Consider the following 19,269-nt stretch of genomic DNA (forward strand, 5'->3'; position numbering starts at 1 on the left):
GCGCCTGCCGGAGGGGCTTCCCCGGTTTGCTGCGCCGGCCTACTTCACGGGGCCGACCTACTTCGCGCGGCCGCCTACTTCACGAGCGGGAAGAGCACGGTCTCGCGAATACCGAGGCCGGTGAGCGCCATGAGCAGGCGGTCGATGCCCATGCCCATGCCGCCCGACGGGGGCATTGCGTGCTCGAGCGCGGCGAGGAAGTCCTCGTCGAGGCGCATCGCCTCGTCGTCACCGCGGGCGGCCTCGCGGGCCTGCTCGACGAAGCGGGCGCGCTGGTCGACCGGGTCGATGAGCTCGGAATACCCCGTGGCGAGCTCGAACCCGCGCACGTAGAGGTCCCACTTCTCGACGACGCCCGGCTTCGAGCGGTGCGCCGCCGTGAGCGGCGAGGTCTCGACGGGGAAGTCCATGACGAAGGTCGGCCGCTCGAGGTCGCCCTTCACGAAGTGCTCCCAGAGCTCTTCGACGAGCTTGCCGTGGTTCGGCAGCTTCACCTCGACGCCCTCGCGCTCGGCGAGCGCGACGAGCTCGTCGACCGAGGTGTCGGGCGTGATCTCGACGCCGGCCTTCTCGCTGAGCGACTCGTACATCGAGATGCGCGGCCACTCGCCGCCCAGGTCGAACTCGGTGCCGTCAGCCCAGGTGACGACGGCCGAGCCGTCGGTCGAAACGGCCTTCGCGGCGTTCTGCACGAGCTCCTGAGTGAGGTCGGCGATCGCGTTGTAGTCGCCGTACGCGAGGTACGCCTCGAGCATCGCGAACTCGGGCGAGTGGGTCGAGTCGGCGCCCTCGTTACGGAAGTTGCGGTTGATCTCAAACACTCGCTCGAGCCCGCCGACGACGGCGCGCTTGAGGTAGAGCTCGGGTGCGATGCGCAGGAACAGCTCGGTGTCGAACGCGTTCGAGTGCGTCACGAACGGGCGGGCCGCGGCGCCGCCGTGGAGCGTCTGCAGCATCGGCGTCTCGACCTCGAGGAACCCGTGGCGGGCGAACGTCTCGCGCAGCGACGCGTTCGCGCGGGCGCGGGTGACGACCATCTCGCGCGCGGCGGGGCGGGCGATGAGGTCGAGGTAGCGCTGGCGCACGCGGGTTTCTTCGTTGAGCTCGCGGTGCAGCGTCGGCAGCGGACGCAGCGACTTCGACGCCATCTGCCACTCCGTCGCCATGATCGACAGCTCGCCGCGACGAGACGTGATGACCTCGCCCTTCACGAACACGAGGTCGCCGAGGTCGACAAACTCCTTCCAGGCCGCGAGCGCATCCTCGCCCACCTCTGCGAGCGAGAGCATCGCCTGAATCTTCGCGCCGCCACCCGACTGCAGGGCCGCGAACGCGAGCTTGCCGGTGTTGCGCACGTGCATGACGCGGCCGACGACGCCGGCGATGTGGCCGGTCTTCACGTCGGCCTCGAGGCCCTGGTTGTTCGCGACGATGTTGTCGATCGTGTCGCTGATCGGCAGCTCAAGCGGATACGGCGTCAGGCCCGCTTCGAGCATGCGGGCGCGCTTGTCGAGGCGAACCTGCGTCTGCTCCGAGAGCTCTTCGGCGGTGAGTTCGGGCTCCTGGCGGTCGGCCATGCGTGCTCCTATCGTGCGGCGATGAAGATGCCGCCGCGTACGTCGGGCGGGCGAAGCCACCAGTTTACTGGTGTCGCGTATCCGGGCCAGTTGGTGGGGTTGGGCTAGTTCGACGAACTAGCCCAAGAAAGAGGGGTGCGGCGCAGCCGGCTGCGGCCGACCCCCATATTTCGGGCTGGTTCGACGAACTAGCCCAGAATCTCGGCCGACGGATACGCGGGGCGGTCCCCGCGTATCCGTGCCTGGGTGCTGGCCCAGGTCGTCCGGACGTTTGGCTATCTAGCCCGAGAACAGGGGGTCCTCGCCCTGTACGTGACGAGGACCCCCTCTTTTCGGGCTAGTTAGCAGCAGGCAACCGAGGCCCACCACCTCAGACTTCAAACGCCAGGTTGTCGATGAGTCGGGTCGTCCCGACCCTGGCCGCGGTCAGGGCGAGCACGTCGCCGCGGTGATCGTCGCTCACCGGGGCGAACGTCGCGGGGTCGACGAACTCGACGTAGTCGGGGGCGATCCCGGCATCGGCATATACGGCTTCGGCGGCAGCCCGAGCAGCACGGATACGCGCCTCACCACCCGAGGCAGGCCCGGTCGCGGCGTCGGCGGCGCTCCGCAATGCGAGCGAGAGCGTGCGGGCCCGGTCGCGGTCGGCGCCTTCGAGGTACGTGTTGCGGCTCGAGAGGGCGAGGCCGTCGGGTTCGCGCACGATGGGTTGGGCGGCGATCTCGAGTGGGAAGTGGAGTTCGCGCACCATGCGGCGCACGAGGGCGAGCTGTTGCGCATCCTTTTCGCCGAACACCGCGACGTGGGGGCGCACGAGGTGGAAGAGCTTGGCGACGACGGTGAGGACCCCGTCGAAGTGGCCGGGTCGGGTGACGCCCTCGAGGATGCGCCCGGCCTCCCCCGCCGAGACGGTCGTGGTGGCGGGCCAGTTTGGGTACATTTCGTCGACCGTCGGGTGGAAGACGTGCTCGATGCCGGCGGCGTCGAGCAGCGCGAGGTCGGCGTCGAGGGGGCGCGGGTAGCGGTCGTAGTCTTCGTTTGGCCCGAACTGCAGCGGATTCACGAAGATCGAGACGATGACGGTGTCGGCGAGGCGCTTGGCGAGTTCGACGAGGGCGAGGTGTCCGGAATGGAGCGCGCCCATGGTCGGCACGAGCGCGACGAGGCCGAGGTCGTCGCGGTCACGCAGCGCGCGGAGTCCCTCGATGTCGAGTAGCTGAGTCACCCGACGAGTCTAGAGCGGGCCCGCTCACACCCACGCCGCACGCGGGTCGCGCATCCGCCTCGTCGGAGCTCATGATTGGCTACGGATGCGGTCACGTCGAGCGAGGGGGCGGTTATGGGGCACGCAGCACGAACGGGGCGATTCCGGATGCGCGTGGCGGCGCTGTCTGTGGCGGTCGGGCTGACGCTCGCAGTGGCCAGATGCACGGTCGCATCCGACGCACCCGGCCAGACATCCGGCGCCTCAGAGTCGACAGCTCCCGACTCCACCGACGGCAACGGCCGCCCTCGAGTCGGCGTCGCAGGTGCGCGGCTGCGTGTTCCCGCTGTATCCCGACGCCAATCAACCGATGGAGTGGGTCGTCGAGCTCGCGCAGGAAGACCAGCTGCCGCTCATCGAGGCGCTGCGCGCCGACCCCGACGTCTTCGAGGCGAACACGTCAGAAGCGCTCGCGTTCTCCTACGACGTCACCGACGACGGTGGCCACACGGTCATGGTGTCGTACGTCTTCTTAGGTGACGCCTGGATAATCGACCTCGATGGCGTGAAGTTCGGCGTGCTGACGGCGTCGGCGGTGCGGAACCTCATCACGTCGGTCACCGAGCAGAACCCCGACGTCGACTTCCCGCTCGCGACCGACCCGCCGAAGGGATACGACGCGACGTGCGCGGCGGCCGACGCGAAGACGGCGACGCAGCGGTACGGACTCATTCTCGAGCCCTACGACATCGGCGGCACCGACTATCCGTGGTCGCTCGACGACGAGAGCACCATCGCGGCGGCCGAGGAGACGTTCGATCCGTGTGCCGAGCTGTCGTCGATCACGGTCACCGTCGAGGGCGGCACGGTCTCGTCGCCCTCGCACATCATGTTGTTCCATCACGGCGACTACCTGGGTACTGCGAGCTCCGAGGCGTACGGCTTCTGGCCATCCACCGAGCGCCTCGATGATGGCTCGATTCAGGTGACCTACACCTATCCGCTGCCGGACGAGAGCAACGCCGCGGCGAGCGGCCGCGCGGTCTCGGTATTCACGCGGAACGACTCAATGCAGGGCGTCGACCACACCGGTGAGTTCCCGCCGCAGGGGTAGCCGTCAGCACCCACTCACGGTCGCAGCTTTCATCCACCCGCCGGTCTCGTAGGCGAAGCGTTCGAGCACAATGCCGGGTCTCCAGCCGCGGGTGATGCCGATGAAGTAGCTGTCGACGTCGGGCGCGCACTGGTCGAAGTACCAGCGGGACCGTGAGACGTGGGTGCGGTAGGTGACGACCATGACCGTGTCCCAGCCCTGCTCGTTGGCGAGCTGCTGCACGTATTCGGCCTCGCCGCGCGTGTCGAACGGGTCGGGCGTGAAGCAGTAGAGCGACATGGTGGTCGCGAGGTCGATCGTGGCGCCGTCTTCGTAGTCGCGGCAGATCCAGGGCACGCGCGCCGGATCGCTCAGGGGGTCAGGCGACGACACGACGAGGTTGTCGGCGTAGCCGCGGTTCGCGAGCTCGAGCGCGTGGCCGAGCCGCTCGTTCGGAACGCCGAGCACGACGATCGCGTCGACGTCGCGGGCCGCGTCGCGCACGGGAAGAAAGTAGACGCAGCCGAAGCCAAGCACCATTGCCGCGAGGGTCGCCCCGGCCTGCCACCAGAGGCGTCGCAGCCACCGGTCGGCCACCGTTACTGCTCCGGGTCGTCGAGGTCGGCGAGCGAGTCGTCGACGGTGAGCGGGTCGCCGGCCTGCGCGAGCGCGTTGTCGGCAGCCGAACGCACGAGACTCGAGAGCACGAAGCCGGGCTGGTCAACGCCGATTTCGTCGAGCAGGCTCGTCGCCTGCTGCACGATCGAGCGGGTGAACGAGGTCGCGGTCGCGACGGCCTCGGCGTACTTGCCGCGGTTCTCCTCAGCGATGACGACGGGCTCGGCGCCGAGTTCGACGACGAGCGCCTGCGCGATCGGCAGCACCGGGCGCGGCGCGGTGACGGCGCACCAGCCCTCGCGCAACCGGGCGAGGTCGAGCGAGGTGCCGGTCACGTCGATGGCGGGGTGAATCGCGAGCGGAATCACGCCCCGGTCGAGCGCCTTGCCGAGCGGCGCAGTGCCGTATTCGGCGCAGTTGTGCACGACGAGCTGGCCGGGCACCCAGGCGCCCTGCTCGGTGAGCTCGCGGATACGCGCCTCGAGCCGGTCGGCGGGCTCGGCGAGAATCACGAGTTCCGATCGCTCGATGACCTGCTCGGCGGTGAGTCGCCCCGCGCCCGGCAGGATCGCCTTCAGCCGATCTGCGGCCTCACCGTCGCTGACGGCGGCACCGATGAGCGCGTGGCCGGCGCCGGCGAGGCCGGCCGCGAACACGGGCCCGAAGGGAGCGTCGCCGACGAGTCCGACGCCGAGTCGGCCGTCGCGCTGCTGCGCGGAATCGAATGAGGTCATGCCAGCTTTCTGAGCGGGAAGCGGTCGGCGACAATCCTAGCGAGCGGGGCTAGCCGGCGATGTTGCGCGTCGAACGGCGAGCCGCAGCCCCTACAACCGCCCGTAGTGCGCGAGCACGTCGCGCATCGCGAGCTCGAGGGCGTCGTGCGCGTCGATGTCGAGTTCGGCGCCGAGGTAGTTCACCGAGAGTGTGACGTCGTCGAAGTAGGCGACGTAGCGGCCGGAGTTCCCGGCGATCGACCACACGTTGACGTCGACGCCATCGATCGTCACGATCTCGTCGTTCTCTGACGGCGTCTCGGGTTCGGTAACCCAGAGCACGAGCGAGGGCGTCGTGTAGTCGTTGATGCCGCTCCAGTCGCAGCCCGGGGCGTCGGCCGTCGTCAGCTCGACCGGTTCGAGCTCGGCGAGCCCGAGTTCTTCGAGCGTCTCGTCGCTGAGCGCGGTGCAGGCATCGACCTCGTCGGCGGCGAGGGGACGCTCGGCGTCGGTGACGTCTTCGCCGTTGACCGTGTGCGTCACTTCCTGTACCGAGCAGCCGCTGAGCAGCAACGCGGCGCCGGCGAACGCGGCGACCGCCGCGAGGCGCGGGCGGCGAATGGCGGCGAGGAACGAGAACGATCGAGGCTCCATGCGCCCATCCTTACCCGACCAGCATGCGGCCGCATCACTCCCGGGAACGAACTCGACGCGCATCCCCGGCAGAGGACCGCTACTCCCCCGCTTGCGCGGCTTCCCCGGCCATCTCGCGCAGCGCGGCGAGGTGCCCGTCGAAGGCCTTGCGGCCCTGCGGCGTGAGCTTCACGGTGGTGACCTGGCGGGCATCCGCGCGCAGGGGCGAGGCCCGCTTGTTTGTGGTGACGTAGCCGAGGTCGGCGAGGTTGCGCACGGTCTTCGAGAGGTTCGCCTCGCTGAGCTCGAGCGTCTCGGCGATTGCCGCAAAGTCGGCTTCGTCGAGTGGACGCAGCATCGCACACAGCCGCAGGCGGGTCGGCGCGTGAATCAGCTCGTCGAAGCGGGGTTTAGCGCGCACGCTGCACCTCGACTGCGTACGTGCGGTCGTACGCGGCGACGATGAGCGTGATGAGCACGCCCGCGACGAGGGCGATGAGCAGGAGCCAGCCCGTGCTGACACCGAGATACGCGAACAGGATGTTCGTGGCCAGCGCGGCCACACAGACGAGGCCGAGCACGATGAGCCAGACGACGCCGAGGGGTCCGGCCGGGCGAGAGATCGTGAGGCTGCTGCGTCGACGAAAGTACACCTCGACGCCGAAGAAAATCAGCGCGGCTGCGAGGAATGGCAGCCAGGCCCACTGAATCCCGGCGGCCGGGCCGGCGATGAGCAGCGCCGTGGCGAACCCTTGCGCGGGGGCGCCCCACCAGGTTTCGGCGGTCATGCGGCTGCCGATGCCGCTGCGGTCGCCCTCGAAGGCATCGAGCGCGTCGCGTGCGGCAGCGGGGTCGTGACCTTCTGGCATGTTGCTTTCCATGCGGTTAAGTAAATCACTTGCCGAGCAGTTAACCAATAGTCGCGACGAACTTTCTCAACCGGATGCGCGGCCCACGTCGACAGCCCGGCGACCAGCGTCACCCGCGAGACGCACCCGCGGGTCGCTCTCGCGGATGAACCGGCGGCCAGCGAGTTGGCTCTTCCTCCCGGCCACTCGCGGCCGACGTTACGCTCCAACCATGGGGAAGAAAATCGGGATACTCGCGGGCGCGCTCGCCGCGTTCATCGCGGCGCTGGTCGTGACGGTGGTGCTCGTTCTGAATGTCGCCGGTAGCCCGACCGACGGCAATGTCACGGAGACCATCCTCGACCCGGGCCCGACGCCGACCACCGCTGACCCCGCCAGCGACACCGTCGTGATCCCTCACACGCAGGCGACGGTCACGGTTCCCGTCGGCGAAACGCTCGTCGTAGATTTCGGCACCATCAACTCGAGCATCGGCGACGGTTGGCGCATCACGCAGGAGCCCGATGCGGCCGTGCTCGACGAGCTCGAGACGTTCAGCACGCCCGATCCGTCGGCGTCGCCGATTGCGCCCGGCTCCGACACGAAGCTCGCGCTGCAATTCACCGCGGTCGCGCCCGGCACGACCGAGGTCACGTTCCAGTATTCGTACCGCGGCGACGACCAAGACACCGACCGCTTTGACTCCCCCGGCACCGTCACGATCGAGGTCACGGTCACCGAGTAGGTCGAGGCGGGATGCCCCTACCGCACGACCATGGTCGGCAGCGCCGGCTCCTGCAGCAGTTCGTGGCTCACCGAGCCGAGCAGCAGGCGCCGGAATGCTCCGCGCCCGTGGCTGCCGACGACGAGCAGTCGGGCCGTTTCGGCCGCGTCGTTGAGCACGTCGACGGGGTGGCCCTCTTCGACCTTCCGCTCGATCTTGAGGTTCGGGTAGCGCGCCACGATGGGCTCGAGTGCCTCGTCGAGGGCGTCGGCCGATGAGCGCTCCGAGATCGCGACGAATTCGGCGTCGTACGCGAACTCGCTGCCGAGTCCGACCTGTAGCTGCCACGAGCTCACGGCGATGAGCGGCTCGACCGACGAGCTGGCTTCGGCGGCGGCGAACCCGAGCGCGAGCGTCGAGACTTCCGATCCGTCGACGCCGACGACGACGCCGCGGCGGCCGGTCATGTCGACGGCGGGCACCGCGACGACGGGTGCCTTGCTCGCGGCGGCGATGCGCACGGTGGCGGGGCTGCGCTGTCGTCGGCTGTGGGAGTCGCGGCCGATGACGAGCAGGCCGGCGCTTGCCGAGACCTCTTCGAATCCTTCGGGGAGGCTCTTCGCGCGGTGGAGTTCGGTGCGCAGCTCGATGGTCGGGGCGAGGGCGCGTGCGGCGGCGGCGTGTTCGGCGAGGAGTTCGTCGGCGCGCTGCTCGAGTTCGGCGCCGGCCGAGCCGGCGTCGATCACGACAAAGATGAGGAGCGTGCCACCGTCGCGTGACGCGAGGTTGGCTGCCCATTCCACCGCCTTCGCGTCGGCATCAGAGCCGTTGATACCTACGACGATTCGATTGACCATGGCGTCCTCCTCATCGAGGCCCGGGCGAACAGGTTCGCCAGGGCGAATACGCGGTGAATGGGTACTTTCACCCTACGTCCGCGAGCCCGCGGCGACCATGCGACCGGCCGAATCGTTAGGTTCGGGCGCCCGCGCCAGCACGCCGTTCACAGGTCGTCATTCACCGCCGACTGCACTGCCGACAGCCCTGGCAACCCGACCCAACCCTTGTTGCAACGATTCATCATGACTAGGGTCGGAAGCGCTGACCGCAACGCCGCGGCCAGATTTCACTCACCCACTCCCCAAATCTTCGCCCGTGCGCCGCCAAAAGCAGCACTCCGCGCGGATTTTGAATCGTTCTACGAGCAGGAGGCGCCGATGCCTTTGTCCGCCCGTCAAGTTCCGAAGTCCATCTACTACGTGCTCGTGAGCCTCTTTGCCCTGACGCTCACGCTGCCCATGTGGCTCGCCCACATTCCAGCGGCCGGCGCCGATGAAGGCAGCACCGCACCGGTCGGCCTCCGCGTCAACGGCCTCGCCGAGCCCGCCGACCTCGATGACCTGAGCAGCCCATCCTTCTCGTGGCAGGTGCTCAGCACCACGCAGAGCGCCTACCGCATCGTCGTGAGTTCGGATGCGGTGACCGCGGCAGAGGGCACGGGCGACACCTGGGATTCCGGCAAGGTCGCCTCGGCCGAGCAGACGAACGTGCCGTACGGGGGCCCTGAACTCGAGCCGAACCAGCGCTACTACTGGTCGGTCGAGACCTGGGACGCCGACGACGTCGCAAGCGGCCCATCCGAGACCACCTGGTTCGGCACCGCGCCGGGCTCAACGTGGGGTGACAGCGAGGCGATCTGGGCGTCGCTGCCCGACAACGATGCCGTCACCTGGGGTGACTACACGGCAACGATGAACGTCACGATCACGCAGACGGCGCTCGGCGTCCTCTTTCGCGCGCCCGACAGCAGCAACGGCCTGATGTGGCAGTTCCGCGCTGACACCAACACGATCGTGCCCCACACCCTGAAGAACGGCACCTACGCCGCGCTCCCCGCGGTGCAACTCCCGGCCGGCACGATCGCGCTGAACACGCCGCTCGAAATCGCGATCACCGTCGAGGGCACGACCGTCACGACCTCGATCGACGGCACCGAGGTCCACGAGACCGAGATGGCGGATGCGCCTGCCGAGGGCAAGATCGGGTTCCGAACGGGCCGCACCGAGGCGGGCCAAGTGCACGATGTCGCGGTCACGGCCGCCGACGGCACCGACCTACTCACGAATGACTTCGCCTCGAGCAACCCGTTTAGCTGTGGTTCGATCGAGGGCGGCAACTACCTTGTGAAGAACAGCCTGGCCTGCACCGTCGCGAGCCCCGACCAGAACGACGACTGGGCGCTGCTGCGCACCGAGTTCGCGCCGAAGCAAGACGACATCGTGGCCGCGACGCTCTACGCGACCGCGGGTGACTTCCGCGACCACAAGCAGTACGCGTACAAGGCGTACATCAACGGCGAGTTCGTGGGCCTCGGCCCGACGAACCACATCGACGCCGAGAACCGCTACGACGGATTCGACGTCACCGACCTCATTACGAGCGGCGACAACGCGATCGGCGTCATCGCCTACACCCAAAACGAACAGAATCAGCGCTTCATCGCGATGCTGCGCATCGACTACGCCGACGGCACCACCCAGACCGTCTCGAGTGGCGACGACTGGCAGACGATGACCGGCGGCGAGGTGTGGCCCGATGTCGGGTCGATCGGCACCAACTTCTACGCGGCGCCGAAGGAGAACCTCGACCTGCAGCACTTCCCGTCGGGCTTCGATGAGGCGGGCTTCGACGACAGCGCGTGGCAGCCAGCAACGGTCAAGACCCAGTTCGAGCAGCTCGAGGCAACCCCGACCGCAAAGGTTGAGGAGCAATTGCATGCCCCGGTCAACATCACCGAGGTGGGCGACGGCCACTACTTCGTCGATTTCGGCGAGACGTGGATCGGCGGCGTGAACCTCACGTTCGAAAACGGCACGGCCGGCCAGCAGGTCGACCTGCGCTTCGCCGAGGTGCCGACAACCAAGGGCGGCACGACCGCAAAATACCAGCTCAACACGGGCAACACGTATCAAGACGTCGTGACGCTACGCGACGGCGAGCAGACGATTGAGACGTGGGGCATGCGCGTGTTCCGCTACGTCGAGATCATCGGTGCGCCCGAGGAGATCACGGCCGAGAACCTCAGTGCGCTCGCGCTCGTGTATCCGTTCAACGAGGAGGCCTCGTCGTTCACTTCGTCGAACGACAACCTCAACCAGGTGTACGAGCTGTCGAAGCACTCGATTGAGGCGCTCAACGTGAACTTCTACACCGATTCGTGGACCCGCGAGCGCATCAACTACGAGGCTGACGCCTACCTCCAGCAGATGTCGACGCTGTACCTCATGGAGGATCTCTCGCTCGGCCAGTACTCGATGAACTATTTCGAGAGCAACCGCACGTGGCCGACCGAGTGGCCGATCTACGTGGTGCTCGCGGTGCACGACGCGTGGGCGCAGACCGGCAACATCGGCCAGGTCTCGAGCTACTACGACAACCTCGTCGAGAAACTGCCGACGCAGTGGCTGAACGACGACACGGGGCTGATCGGGAAGAGCGATCGCTCGAACGGCTGCAACAGTCAGACCGACTGCGACATTGTCGACTGGCCGACGAGTCAGCGCGACGGATACGAGTACCGGTACTACAACACGGTGCTCAACGCCCTGTCGTATCGCGCGTACGTCGACATGGCGAACATGGCCGAGGCGCTCGACAAGCCGGAGGATGCCACGACGTTCCAGAACATCGCCGACGGTATTCGCGACGGCATGAACGAGCACCTCTTCGATGCCGAGAACAACCGCTACGACGACGGCATGACGGTCGACGGCACGCTCACCGGCCACTACTCCCTGCACGCGAGTGCGTTCTCACTTGCGTTCGGTGTGGTTGACGATGCGCACGCCGCTTCGGTTGCCGAGTATGTAGCGTCGCGCGGCATGGCCTGCAGCGTCTACTGCGCCGGGTTCTCGATCACCGGGTTGTTCAACGGAGGTCAGGCGGATGCGGCGATCGATCAGCTCTCGGCCGACGGCACGTCGAGCTGGATGAACATGATCGACCGCGGCGCCGGCGCCACGTCGGAGGCGTGGGATGAGTCGCAGAAGAGCAACCTCACCTACTCGCACCCGTGGGCGGCGAGCCCCGCGTTCCATGTGCCGAGTGGCCTGTTCGGCATCAAGCCGGTGACGGCGGGCTACAGCACCTTCGAGATCGCGCCGCAGCCGGACTCGCTCGACTACGGCACGGTGACGGTGCCGACGGTGAAGGGTGAGGTCGGTGCCGGCTTCGCGCACGATGGCGCGGGCGACCTCGCGGTGATCGCGCAGGTGCCGGGCAACACGAGCGCGTCGGTGACGGTGCCCGTGCCCGACGGCACGACGCAGGTGTTCGTCGACGGCGACGCGGTCGACGTCACCCCGACCGGCGGCAACGTCGTGCTCGAGGACGTCACGGCGGGCTGCCATCTCGTCACGCTGAGCGCGGGCTCGGATGCGGCGAGCGACGCCAACCTCACCTCGATCTGCGATCCGACGACGGATGAGCCGGGCCCCGAACCCGCGCCGGCCTGGGATTCGACGGCCACGTACAACGAGGGCGACACCGTGACCTACAACGGGTCGACGTGGGAAGCCTCGTGGTGGACGCGCAACCAGGCCCCGGGCGACGCCTATGGCCCGTGGCAGGAGATCAAGGTCGACGACGACGGCAACAACGTCTGGACGCCCTCGCGCATCTACGACACGGGCGACGTCGTGATCTACGAAGGTGAGTTCTACGTCGCGAAGTGGTGGACTCGAAACCAAGCTCCGGGCGACCAGTGGGGCCCGTGGGAGCTGCAGGAGGGGTAGCCGATAACGTTCGGGGTGGCAGCTAGCACGCTGCCACCCCGAACGAACTCGCCTCTTCTCTCCGGCGACGGGCTGCGCGCGTGCCCGGCCTACGTCGACCGATACCACGCAATATCCTCCTCAGAACCATGCCCGAGCGTCGTTGACACCGCAGACGGACTCTTGCACTATTCCCATGGAGCCTCATCGCACAGACTCAGGGCTCGCTTCATCGGCCGACTACTACGATGTAGAAATTAACCGCACTTTAGGGAGACACCGCATGTCGAGCCATGGTGGCAAGCCTGCAACTACGGCGCGACTTTTTTATGGCCACGCTGCATCAAATTGGGGCGACCTCGCGATTAATTACGGAGCAGTCGAGTTGCTCCGAGAGGCGAACCTTGATGTATCGGGTTCCACAGCGGTATTACTACGACCCTCAGACTCGTTTCGACGAGCTGCCATCGAGAGTCTTGGCGACCTCAACACGCACGACGTTCCCACTACTCCGCGCGAACTCGGAGGTGAAGAGCTCCAGCTTGTCGACTACTTGGAGAATCCTACGAAGTTTGCCGCAGACTACGAGATCACTCCCGAGTCCATCGTCGTACTCAACGGCGGCGAGCACATCCATGAAAGTTCGGCGACGCCCGGCAACATCATCGACTTGGCTTGGCGGGTGCTCCCCGCGCTGGCTGCGGCAGTCACCGGCGCACGGGTCGTAGTGCTTCCTTCTACGCTGGGCCCCTTCCGCTCGCAACTCGGAACTGCGGCGCGGGAATTCCTCCACGCCAGTGGAGCCGGTGCCCTGCGGGATGCAGCTTCTCCTTCACTAGCAGGAGGCAGTGTCGAGCAGGATTGGCCAGTGCTGGTCGATGCCGCGTTCTTCGACGCGCAGCTAAAGTCGACCGAGACAGAGTTCGACCCCCACGGTCGAATCACTATCGTTGCGAGAGTCGAAGACTTTGGTCTGCGAGCCGGAACTGCACGCAGCAATTTCGTTGAAGCAAAGTTCCGGAGTGAGGGGTACAAAAACTCGCGCGCCTATCAACTGTTTTACGAGATCGCGGCGCGAGCGATCGAAAACGGCAGAGAGGTAGTGATCGTAGTCCAAACTCGCTCAGATCGAGGACTCGCCGTCGCGCTCCACGGCGACCTAGTCGAGGCACATCCCGACGCACGCGTGTCATTTGAAGATCCGATCGATTACGGCGCCTTTATCGACCTCCTACGACACGGCAATCTCGTTCTGACGTCTCGATTCCACGCAGCCATTTTGGCCCTCTCGCAGAGCGTTCCTGCCGTGGGAGTGTTCTCTGAAACACATGGGCACAAGATGCCTGGACTCTTCGAGCTCCTCAAGTTCCCGAGCGGCGCCGTGCGGCTCGATGATCGAGTCGTTGAACAGGTTGCAGACGAAGTGTTCTCCGCGGCAGAGCATGTGGCCTCCACGATCGAAAAGACGAATGAGGTCATTCGCGGCCTCAAGGCTGAAACGCTCAAGTGGTTCAAGGCTGCCGTAAGCCAAGACAACCGTTCCGCCGACACCTCTACGCTTCGTATCTCGGCCCTTGCGGCACTGGTTCGGCAGTCTCACGTCACCCGCTCACGAGACGATTTCGCCTCGTTGAAAGCGAAGCTGGCCGCGATTCAGGCCACGATCGCAAAATTTGAGCCATCGAGTTAGCTTCACACGAACGGAGTGTGGCCCACGGGTCAATTCCAACCTTCATAATTGACGGATCATGCCCGCGAACTTCCCCCGCAATTTCCGCATCGCCGCAACGGCGGTCGCCGGCCATTTGCTCGATGACCCGGCTCGCTTTGCGCTGCTCGCGTCGCAGCGGTTCCCGAAAGGTTTCGCGAAACCGGCGGCGGCACTCCTTGAGCGCTTCGGCCCGCTCGGCGAGGCGTATGCCGAATGGATGCGCGGGCACCGCGACGACGCGGTCGAGCGGCTCGCAGCCCTCCCTCCGCAGGGCCGGCGGCAGCAACAGCTCGTCGCGAATCTCGCGATCGCGGCCGACCGCCCCGACCTCATCGCGAACAGCGAGTCAACGACCTCGCCCGTTCTGACGGCGCGGGCACGCTGGCAGCTCGGCGACCTCAGCGGCGCGATCGACGCGCTCAAGAGCAGTCGCTCGCAGGGCGCGCGCACCTATCGCCGCGTGCTCGAGGGCGAGCGCACGCTCCTCACCCCGAGCTACCGGCTCCCGAGCTCCGCAAACCGCATTCCGAAGCCGACGCCGTCGAAGACGCCGCGAGTGCTGCACCTGCTCACGAACTCGCTCCCCCACACGCAGTCGGGGTACACGCTGCGCTCGCACGAGATCCTCAAGGCCCAGCGCGAGGCCGGCATGGCGGTCATGGCAGCGACCCGCATCGGCTACCCGGTGACGGTAGGCAAGCTCGGCGCACTCGACGTCGACGTCGTTGACGGCATCGAGTATCACCGCGTGCTGCCGGGGCGCCTTGGCGCATCGATGCCCGATCGCCTCGACCGGCAGGTGCGTGAGCTCGACGCGCTCGTGGCGCGGTTCCACCCGACAGTCATTCACACGACGACGAACTACACGAACGCCCTCGTCGCGCAGGCACTCGCGAAGCGGCACGGCCTGCCGTGGACGTACGAGGTGCGCGGCATGCTCGAAAAGACATGGGCAACGTCACGCGCGACCGACGAGGCGCGCGAAGCAGCCCTCGAGAGTGAGCGATACGGGCTCATGCACGCGCGCGAAGCGCAGATGGCGATCGAGGCCGACCACGTGTTCACGATCTCGTCGACGATGCGTGACGAGCTCGTCGAGCGCGGCGTACCGGCCGAACGCGTGAGCTTGATCCCGAACTCAATCGACGAGCACCTCCTTGAGCGCGAGAGCACCCCGGCCGACGTGCGTGCCGAGCTCGGGCTCCCGCGTGACGGGTTCTGGGTTGGCGCGGTATCGTCGCTCGTCGCGTACGAGGGCCACGATGTGCTTGTGGATGCGGTGCTTGAGCTGCGCGAACGGGGCCTCGACGTGCGCCTGCTCCTCGCTGGCGACGGTGCGGCGCGCCCCGAACTCCTGCAGCGTGCGGCCACGCTCGGCGAAGCGGCGGTCTTCCCGGGCCGGGTCGCGGCCGACCTCGCGAAGCGGTACGTGGAGGCGCTCGACGTCGTCGCGGTGCCACGCAAGGACCTCGACGTGACGCGATCGGTCACCCCGTTGAAGCCGATCGAGGCGATGGCGCTCGGTCGACCGGCCATCGTGAGCGACCTGCTGCCGCTGCGAGAACTCGTGGGCGATGACGAGCGCGGAATCGTGATTGCGCCCGATTCGGCTCCCGCGATGTCGCAGGCGCTGACTATGCTTGCAGACGATGTTGCCCGTCGTGGCGCCCTGGCGGCAGCCGGGAAGCGGTTCGCGGCGACGCGAACTTGGAGCGCTGCGGCGCTCGAGTATGACCGAACATTTACGAGGCTCGGTGGCACTGGCTTACCGAGCTGACGCATGGTGGTGAAAGAATCGCGCCGAGACGTCACCCCACCCCTGGCATCGACGAATTGAGAGTGTGTGAGCAAAGGACGCCAAGCAGCGAGGCGAAGCGACTCGCTCCCCGCAGTTGATGGGCCACCAGCGCACATCTCGCGACGGCTGACGCGGCCCGAGCGGAAGGTGCGCGACCGACTCAATCGGTCGGCTTTCGCGTTCGATGTCGAGGCCGCATATGGTGACCTGACGCACTTAGCGCGGGTCAGCGTGCGTCCACCGATTGGCGAATACATTCGACAAATTTGGGACCGACGGCACTTCGTTTGGCGCGAGGCGAGAAGCCGAGTAGCGACGAAAAACACACACGCGCGTCTCGGCAATGCATGGCTAGTACTCCGGCCAATCCTCGATGCGCTTTTCTACTGGATGATCTTTGGGCTCCTGCTGAATATGAGCCGCGGCCTGCCGAACTACGTCGCATTCGTAATCATCGGTATATTCATGTTCCAGTACACGAGCTCGGCATTTGGAAACGGTTCTTCCGCGATCAGAAGTTCTCGCTCGCTTATCCGAGCTTTCAATTTTCCTAGGGCGTCAATCCTAGTTTCGATGCTTCTGCGAGATATATTGCAGCGCATACCGGCGATGATCGTGATGTTCATAATGATCATGGCCATCCCGCCGCACGCCCTGCCGAAGGCGACCTGGGTGCTGTTTCCCGCCATCTTCGTGCTGCAAGCATTCTTCAATTTTGGTGTCTACCTGATAATGGCAAGGTTCGGATCGACACTCCCGGATCTCTCACAGGCCATGTCATTCTTTTCTCGAATTCTCATGTACGCCTCGGGCGTCATTTTCCCAATCGACCGCTTTATCAACCACCCGACAATCAGCGCGATCATCGAGGCCAACCCGATCTACCAGCTCCTGCTCGCATACCGCTCAATCCTCATCGACGGCGTGATCCCTCCTATCGAGATCTGGCTGTTCATCGGCGCCTGGGCCTTAGCGACACCATTGGTAGGCTTCGTGCTCTTTTGGTTTGCGGAGGAGTCGTATGCCCGAGAACGGTAACTTCAAACACAACCTCGTGCTCGACGGTCCGTTGCCGCGGGATTCTCCGAGTATCACTGTGCTCGCCGATGACATCCACATGACGTACGACGTCATGGCCGACAAGCGGGCGCGGAAGGGCCGCAAGGGCATCAACGGTCGCCAGAAGATGCGTTTCCGCGCCCTCCGAGGTGTCTCGTTGGCAGCCCGAGAGGGTGAGTTCATCGGCCTGGTTGGCCGCAATGGCTCCGGCAAGAGCACGCTGCTGCGTGCCCTCGCGGGCCTTGAACCGCCGACGAAGGGCACAGTTGTGACGTCGGCGAAGCCACAACTACTCGGAGTGAGCGCGGCGCTTATGCCCGATCTGTCGGGCGAAGACAATATCCGCCTCGGCTTGCTTGCGATGGGGCTCTCGCCGGCCGACGTTATGGAACGACGTAACCGCATCGCGGACTTGTCCGGCCTTGGCGATGCATTAAGAATGCCCATGCGTACTTACTCGTCGGGAATGGGCGCACGCCTACGTTTCGCGATCTCCGTAGCCGCCGACCCGGCAATTCTAATGATCGATGAAGCCCTCTCAACCGGCGATGCGTCGTTCATGGAACGATCTCGTAAAGCCATGGAACGCATGATCGACACAGCCGGCACAGTCTTCCTCGTCAGCCACGCCGCGCAAACCATTGAAGAGCTTTGTACTCGCGCAATTTGGATTGACCAGGGCGAGATCATCGCTGACGGTCCCGCAGTCGACATCGCACGCTCGTACCGGTGGTACGCGCACAATCTTGCTCTCGACAAGGTCGACAAGGCCGCGGGACTGCTCGAGGAAGCTCGACAGTCCCTCGAAGATCGACGCAAGAACATTCGCGCCGACGCGCGACTCTTACGTCGGAAAAGCTACGCCGAGGCAACGGCGTCGAACCCGATCATCAAAAAGCAGTAGCCACCCAGCACACAAGTGGCGTCGAAAGGACACGTCTCCATGGCTCTCCCCAAGATCATGACCGTCTACGGAACACGACCCGAGGCGATTAAGGTCGCGCCACTCATCAAGGCGCTCGAGGCTGACGAACGGCTCGACTCAATCGCCGTGTCGACGGGCCAGCACCGCGAGATGCTCGACCAGGTGAACGCGATGTTCGGCATCACCCCGAAGATCGACCTCAGCATCATGCGTCCCGGCCAGTCGCTCAACGGGATCGTCTCGCGAGTCATTGGCGAGCTCGACTCAGTACTAGACTCAGTTGCGCCCGACGCGGTGGTCGTGCACGGTGACACGTCCACCGCCATGGCTGCGGCAATAGCGGCGTTCAACCGCGAGATTCGTGTTGTACACCTTGAGGCGGGCCTTCGCACCGCCAATCTCTTTTCGCCTTTCCCGGAGGAGGCGAACCGCCGACTCATTAGCCGCATCTCGTCGCTCAACCTGGCACCGACGTCGACTGCAAAGGCAAACCTGCTCGCCGAGGCATCGCCTGCGGAAAACATCGTGGTGACCGGCAACACGGTCATCGATGCGCTGTTCGAGGCCACCAGCTGGGACACCCAATTCACCGACACGAGGCTGCAAGAAATCGCCGACTCCGAACGACGCATGGTGCTCGTGACAACGCACCGTCGCGAGAACATCGGCACGATGTCGGCGATCGGACGGGCGCTCCGTACGCTCGCCGAGCGGTACCCCGAGACGGCATTCGTGCTCCCGGCGCACCTCAACCCGAAGGTGCGTGCCGCGGTCTTCCCGCAGATCGAGGGCCTCGGCAACGTGATCGTTACCGATCCGCTCCCCTACGACGAGTTCACCAAGCTCATGTCGGTTGCCACGATCGTGCTCACCGACTCAGGCGGGGTGCAGGAGGAGGCTCCGGGCCTCGGCAAGCCGGTGCTCGTGATGCGGTCAAACACAGAACGCCCTGAGGCCCTCGACGCGGGCACTGTGCGGCTCGTCGGTACCGACGAGTCACGAATCGTCAATGAGACTGCCCGACTGCTTAATGATCGTGACGCGTACACCGAAATGGCGAACGCCGTGAATCCATACGGCGACGGCAAGGCGGCGTTCCGTAGCGTAGCCGCGATCGCGCAGCTCGTGGGGGTTGGTGCTCGCGTCGCCGATTTCGTCAGCTAGACTCCGCGGCCCAGTTAGGCTGACCCACATGAAAATCAAGCCCAAGAGCCTAGAACAACAGATTGCCGTGGGACTGCTGCACGAGTAGGTGACATCTGGTCTGGCTTGCCCGCGTGGTGGGCCTGGAAGGATGTTGCTGTGCCCAAGCCCTACCCGAGTGAATTCCGTGACGACGTCGTGCGCGTCGCTCAGAACCGCGAGCCCGGAGTCACGATCGAGCAGATCGCGAAAGACTTCGGTGTTCATCCGGTGACGCTGCAGAAGTGGCTCCACCGCGCCAAGGTCGAGGAGGGCACGGCGCCGGGTCAGTCCCGGTCCGAGGCGGCGGAGATCCGTGAGCTGCGGAAGCGGAACCGGCTGCTGGAGCAGGAGAACGAGGTGCTGCGACGGGCGGCGGCGTATCTGTCGCAGGCGAACCTGCCGGGAAAAG

Annotated in this window: 17 protein-coding genes; 9 read left to right on the plus strand and 8 right to left on the minus strand. The window is 65.8% G+C overall.

Annotation, left to right across the window (positions count from 1 at the left end; genetic code table 11):
- Positions 1-74: 74 nt before the first annotated feature.
- On the minus strand, positions 75-1,577 hold the full coding sequence (gene lysS, locus G328_RS0107985) for a lysine--tRNA ligase (RefSeq protein ID WP_019618824.1): 1,503 nt from the start codon (positions 1,575-1,577) through the stop codon (positions 75-77).
- Between the two features lie 370 nt (positions 1,578-1,947).
- Positions 1,948-2,802: a pantoate--beta-alanine ligase gene (gene panC / locus G328_RS0107990; RefSeq protein ID WP_019618825.1), complete on the minus strand. Its 855-nt coding sequence runs from the start codon at positions 2,800-2,802 to the stop codon at positions 1,948-1,950.
- A gap of 349 nt (positions 2,803-3,151) precedes the next feature.
- Here panC and G328_RS15880 point away from each other — a divergent pair, with 349 nt between their 5' ends.
- Entirely contained in the window at positions 3,152-3,895 is a 744-nt protein-coding gene (locus tag G328_RS15880) for an LppP/LprE family lipoprotein (protein WP_019618826.1), read from the plus strand.
- 3 nt (positions 3,896-3,898) lie between these two features.
- On the opposite strand, the gene G328_RS0108000 is transcribed toward G328_RS15880, so the two are convergent.
- From G328_RS0108000 to G328_RS0108020, 5 genes are all read right to left on the minus strand, one after another.
- The gene (locus G328_RS0108000; RefSeq protein WP_019618827.1) at positions 3,899-4,471 is read right to left on the minus strand and encodes a YdcF family protein; all 573 of its coding nucleotides are present in this window, start codon (positions 4,469-4,471) and stop codon (positions 3,899-3,901) included.
- A gap of 2 nt (positions 4,472-4,473) precedes the next feature.
- A complete protein-coding gene (locus G328_RS0108005) occupies positions 4,474-5,226 on the minus strand; it encodes a Rossmann-like and DUF2520 domain-containing protein (RefSeq protein ID WP_019618828.1) in 753 nt (250 codons plus the stop codon).
- Between the two features lie 90 nt (positions 5,227-5,316).
- Positions 5,317-5,859, minus strand: a complete 543-nt coding sequence (locus tag G328_RS0108010; RefSeq protein ID WP_019618829.1) for a DUF3558 family protein — start codon at positions 5,857-5,859, stop codon at positions 5,317-5,319.
- Positions 5,860-5,938: 79 nt separating this feature from the next.
- Complete coding sequence (locus G328_RS0108015; protein WP_019618830.1) at positions 5,939-6,259, minus strand: transcriptional regulator; 321 nt, start codon at positions 6,257-6,259, stop codon at positions 5,939-5,941.
- A complete protein-coding gene (locus G328_RS0108020; RefSeq protein WP_019618831.1) occupies positions 6,249-6,707 on the minus strand; it encodes a hypothetical protein in 459 nt (152 codons plus the stop codon). The genes G328_RS0108015 and G328_RS0108020 overlap by 11 nt, the downstream gene beginning before the upstream one ends.
- A gap of 211 nt (positions 6,708-6,918) precedes the next feature.
- Between G328_RS0108020 and G328_RS0108025 the strand changes: the two genes are divergently transcribed.
- Positions 6,919-7,431 carry a protease inhibitor I42 family protein gene (locus tag G328_RS0108025; RefSeq protein WP_019618832.1) on the plus strand — a complete coding sequence of 171 codons (513 nt, stop codon included), beginning with the start codon at positions 6,919-6,921 and terminating at the stop codon, positions 7,429-7,431.
- A 17-nt stretch (positions 7,432-7,448) separates the two neighbouring features.
- Here the strand turns inward: G328_RS0108025 and G328_RS0108030 are convergent, their stop codons facing one another.
- Positions 7,449-8,267 carry a universal stress protein gene (locus tag G328_RS0108030; protein WP_019618833.1) on the minus strand — a complete coding sequence of 273 codons (819 nt, stop codon included), beginning with the start codon at positions 8,265-8,267 and terminating at the stop codon, positions 7,449-7,451.
- 360 nt (positions 8,268-8,627) lie between these two features.
- Here G328_RS0108030 and G328_RS14785 point away from each other — a divergent pair, with 360 nt between their 5' ends.
- The 7 genes from G328_RS14785 to G328_RS16665 form a co-directional block, all read left to right on the plus strand.
- On the plus strand, positions 8,628-12,203 hold the full coding sequence (locus G328_RS14785) for a family 78 glycoside hydrolase catalytic domain (RefSeq protein ID WP_154651551.1): 3,576 nt from the start codon (positions 8,628-8,630) through the stop codon (positions 12,201-12,203).
- Between the two features lie 262 nt (positions 12,204-12,465).
- Positions 12,466-13,872 (plus strand): polysaccharide pyruvyl transferase family protein, encoded by a 1,407-nt coding sequence (locus G328_RS16175; RefSeq protein ID WP_187325748.1) that lies wholly within the window; start codon positions 12,466-12,468, stop codon positions 13,870-13,872.
- A gap of 58 nt (positions 13,873-13,930) precedes the next feature.
- Complete coding sequence (locus tag G328_RS14795) at positions 13,931-15,670, plus strand: glycosyltransferase family 4 protein (protein WP_019618837.1); 1,740 nt, start codon at positions 13,931-13,933, stop codon at positions 15,668-15,670.
- Positions 15,671-15,838: 168 nt separating this feature from the next.
- Complete coding sequence (locus G328_RS0108055; RefSeq protein WP_187325749.1) at positions 15,839-16,729, plus strand: ABC transporter permease; 891 nt, start codon at positions 15,839-15,841, stop codon at positions 16,727-16,729.
- On the plus strand, positions 16,713-17,654 hold the full coding sequence (locus G328_RS0108060; RefSeq protein ID WP_019618839.1) for an ABC transporter ATP-binding protein: 942 nt from the start codon (positions 16,713-16,715) through the stop codon (positions 17,652-17,654). Before G328_RS0108055 ends, G328_RS0108060 begins: the two co-directional genes overlap by 17 nt.
- Positions 17,655-17,693: 39 nt before the next feature.
- Positions 17,694-18,839: a non-hydrolyzing UDP-N-acetylglucosamine 2-epimerase gene (gene wecB, locus G328_RS0108065; RefSeq protein WP_019618840.1), complete on the plus strand. Its 1,146-nt coding sequence runs from the start codon at positions 17,694-17,696 to the stop codon at positions 18,837-18,839.
- A gap of 138 nt (positions 18,840-18,977) precedes the next feature.
- The coding region (locus G328_RS16665) for an IS3 family transposase (protein ID WP_019618841.1) at positions 18,978-19,269 on the plus strand (292 nt) is incomplete at its 3' end.

Source organism: [Zimmermannella] faecalis ATCC 13722 (genome assembly GCF_000381765.1).
Lineage (GTDB): Bacteria > Actinomycetota > Actinomycetes > Actinomycetales > Microbacteriaceae > Gulosibacter > Gulosibacter faecalis.

Bases quoted from the DNA above. Each gene is read 5' to 3' on its own strand.
- G328_RS14795 (WP_019618837.1), top strand. From the start codon at position 13,931: ATGCCCGCGAACTTCCCCCGCAATTTCCGCATCGCCGCAACGGCGGTC.
- G328_RS0108030 (WP_019618833.1), bottom strand. From the start codon at position 8,267: ATGGTCAATCGAATCGTCGTAGGTATCAACGGCTCTGATGCCGACGCG.
- G328_RS0108020 (WP_019618831.1), bottom strand. From the start codon at position 6,707: ATGCCAGAAGGTCACGACCCCGCTGCCGCACGCGACGCGCTCGATGCC.
- G328_RS0108005 (WP_019618828.1), bottom strand. From the start codon at position 5,226: ATGACCTCATTCGATTCCGCGCAGCAGCGCGACGGCCGACTCGGCGTC.
- G328_RS0108060 (WP_019618839.1), top strand. From the start codon at position 16,713: ATGCCCGAGAACGGTAACTTCAAACACAACCTCGTGCTCGACGGTCCG.
- G328_RS15880 (WP_019618826.1), top strand. From the start codon at position 3,152: ATGGAGTGGGTCGTCGAGCTCGCGCAGGAAGACCAGCTGCCGCTCATC.
- G328_RS14785 (WP_154651551.1), top strand. From the start codon at position 8,628: ATGCCTTTGTCCGCCCGTCAAGTTCCGAAGTCCATCTACTACGTGCTC.
- lysS (WP_019618824.1), bottom strand. From the start codon at position 1,577: ATGGCCGACCGCCAGGAGCCCGAACTCACCGCCGAAGAGCTCTCGGAG.
- G328_RS0108010 (WP_019618829.1), bottom strand. From the start codon at position 5,859: ATGGAGCCTCGATCGTTCTCGTTCCTCGCCGCCATTCGCCGCCCGCGC.
- G328_RS0108025 (WP_019618832.1), top strand. From the start codon at position 6,919: ATGGGGAAGAAAATCGGGATACTCGCGGGCGCGCTCGCCGCGTTCATC.
- wecB (WP_019618840.1), top strand. From the start codon at position 17,694: ATGGCTCTCCCCAAGATCATGACCGTCTACGGAACACGACCCGAGGCG.
- G328_RS16175 (WP_187325748.1), top strand. From the start codon at position 12,466: ATGTCGAGCCATGGTGGCAAGCCTGCAACTACGGCGCGACTTTTTTAT.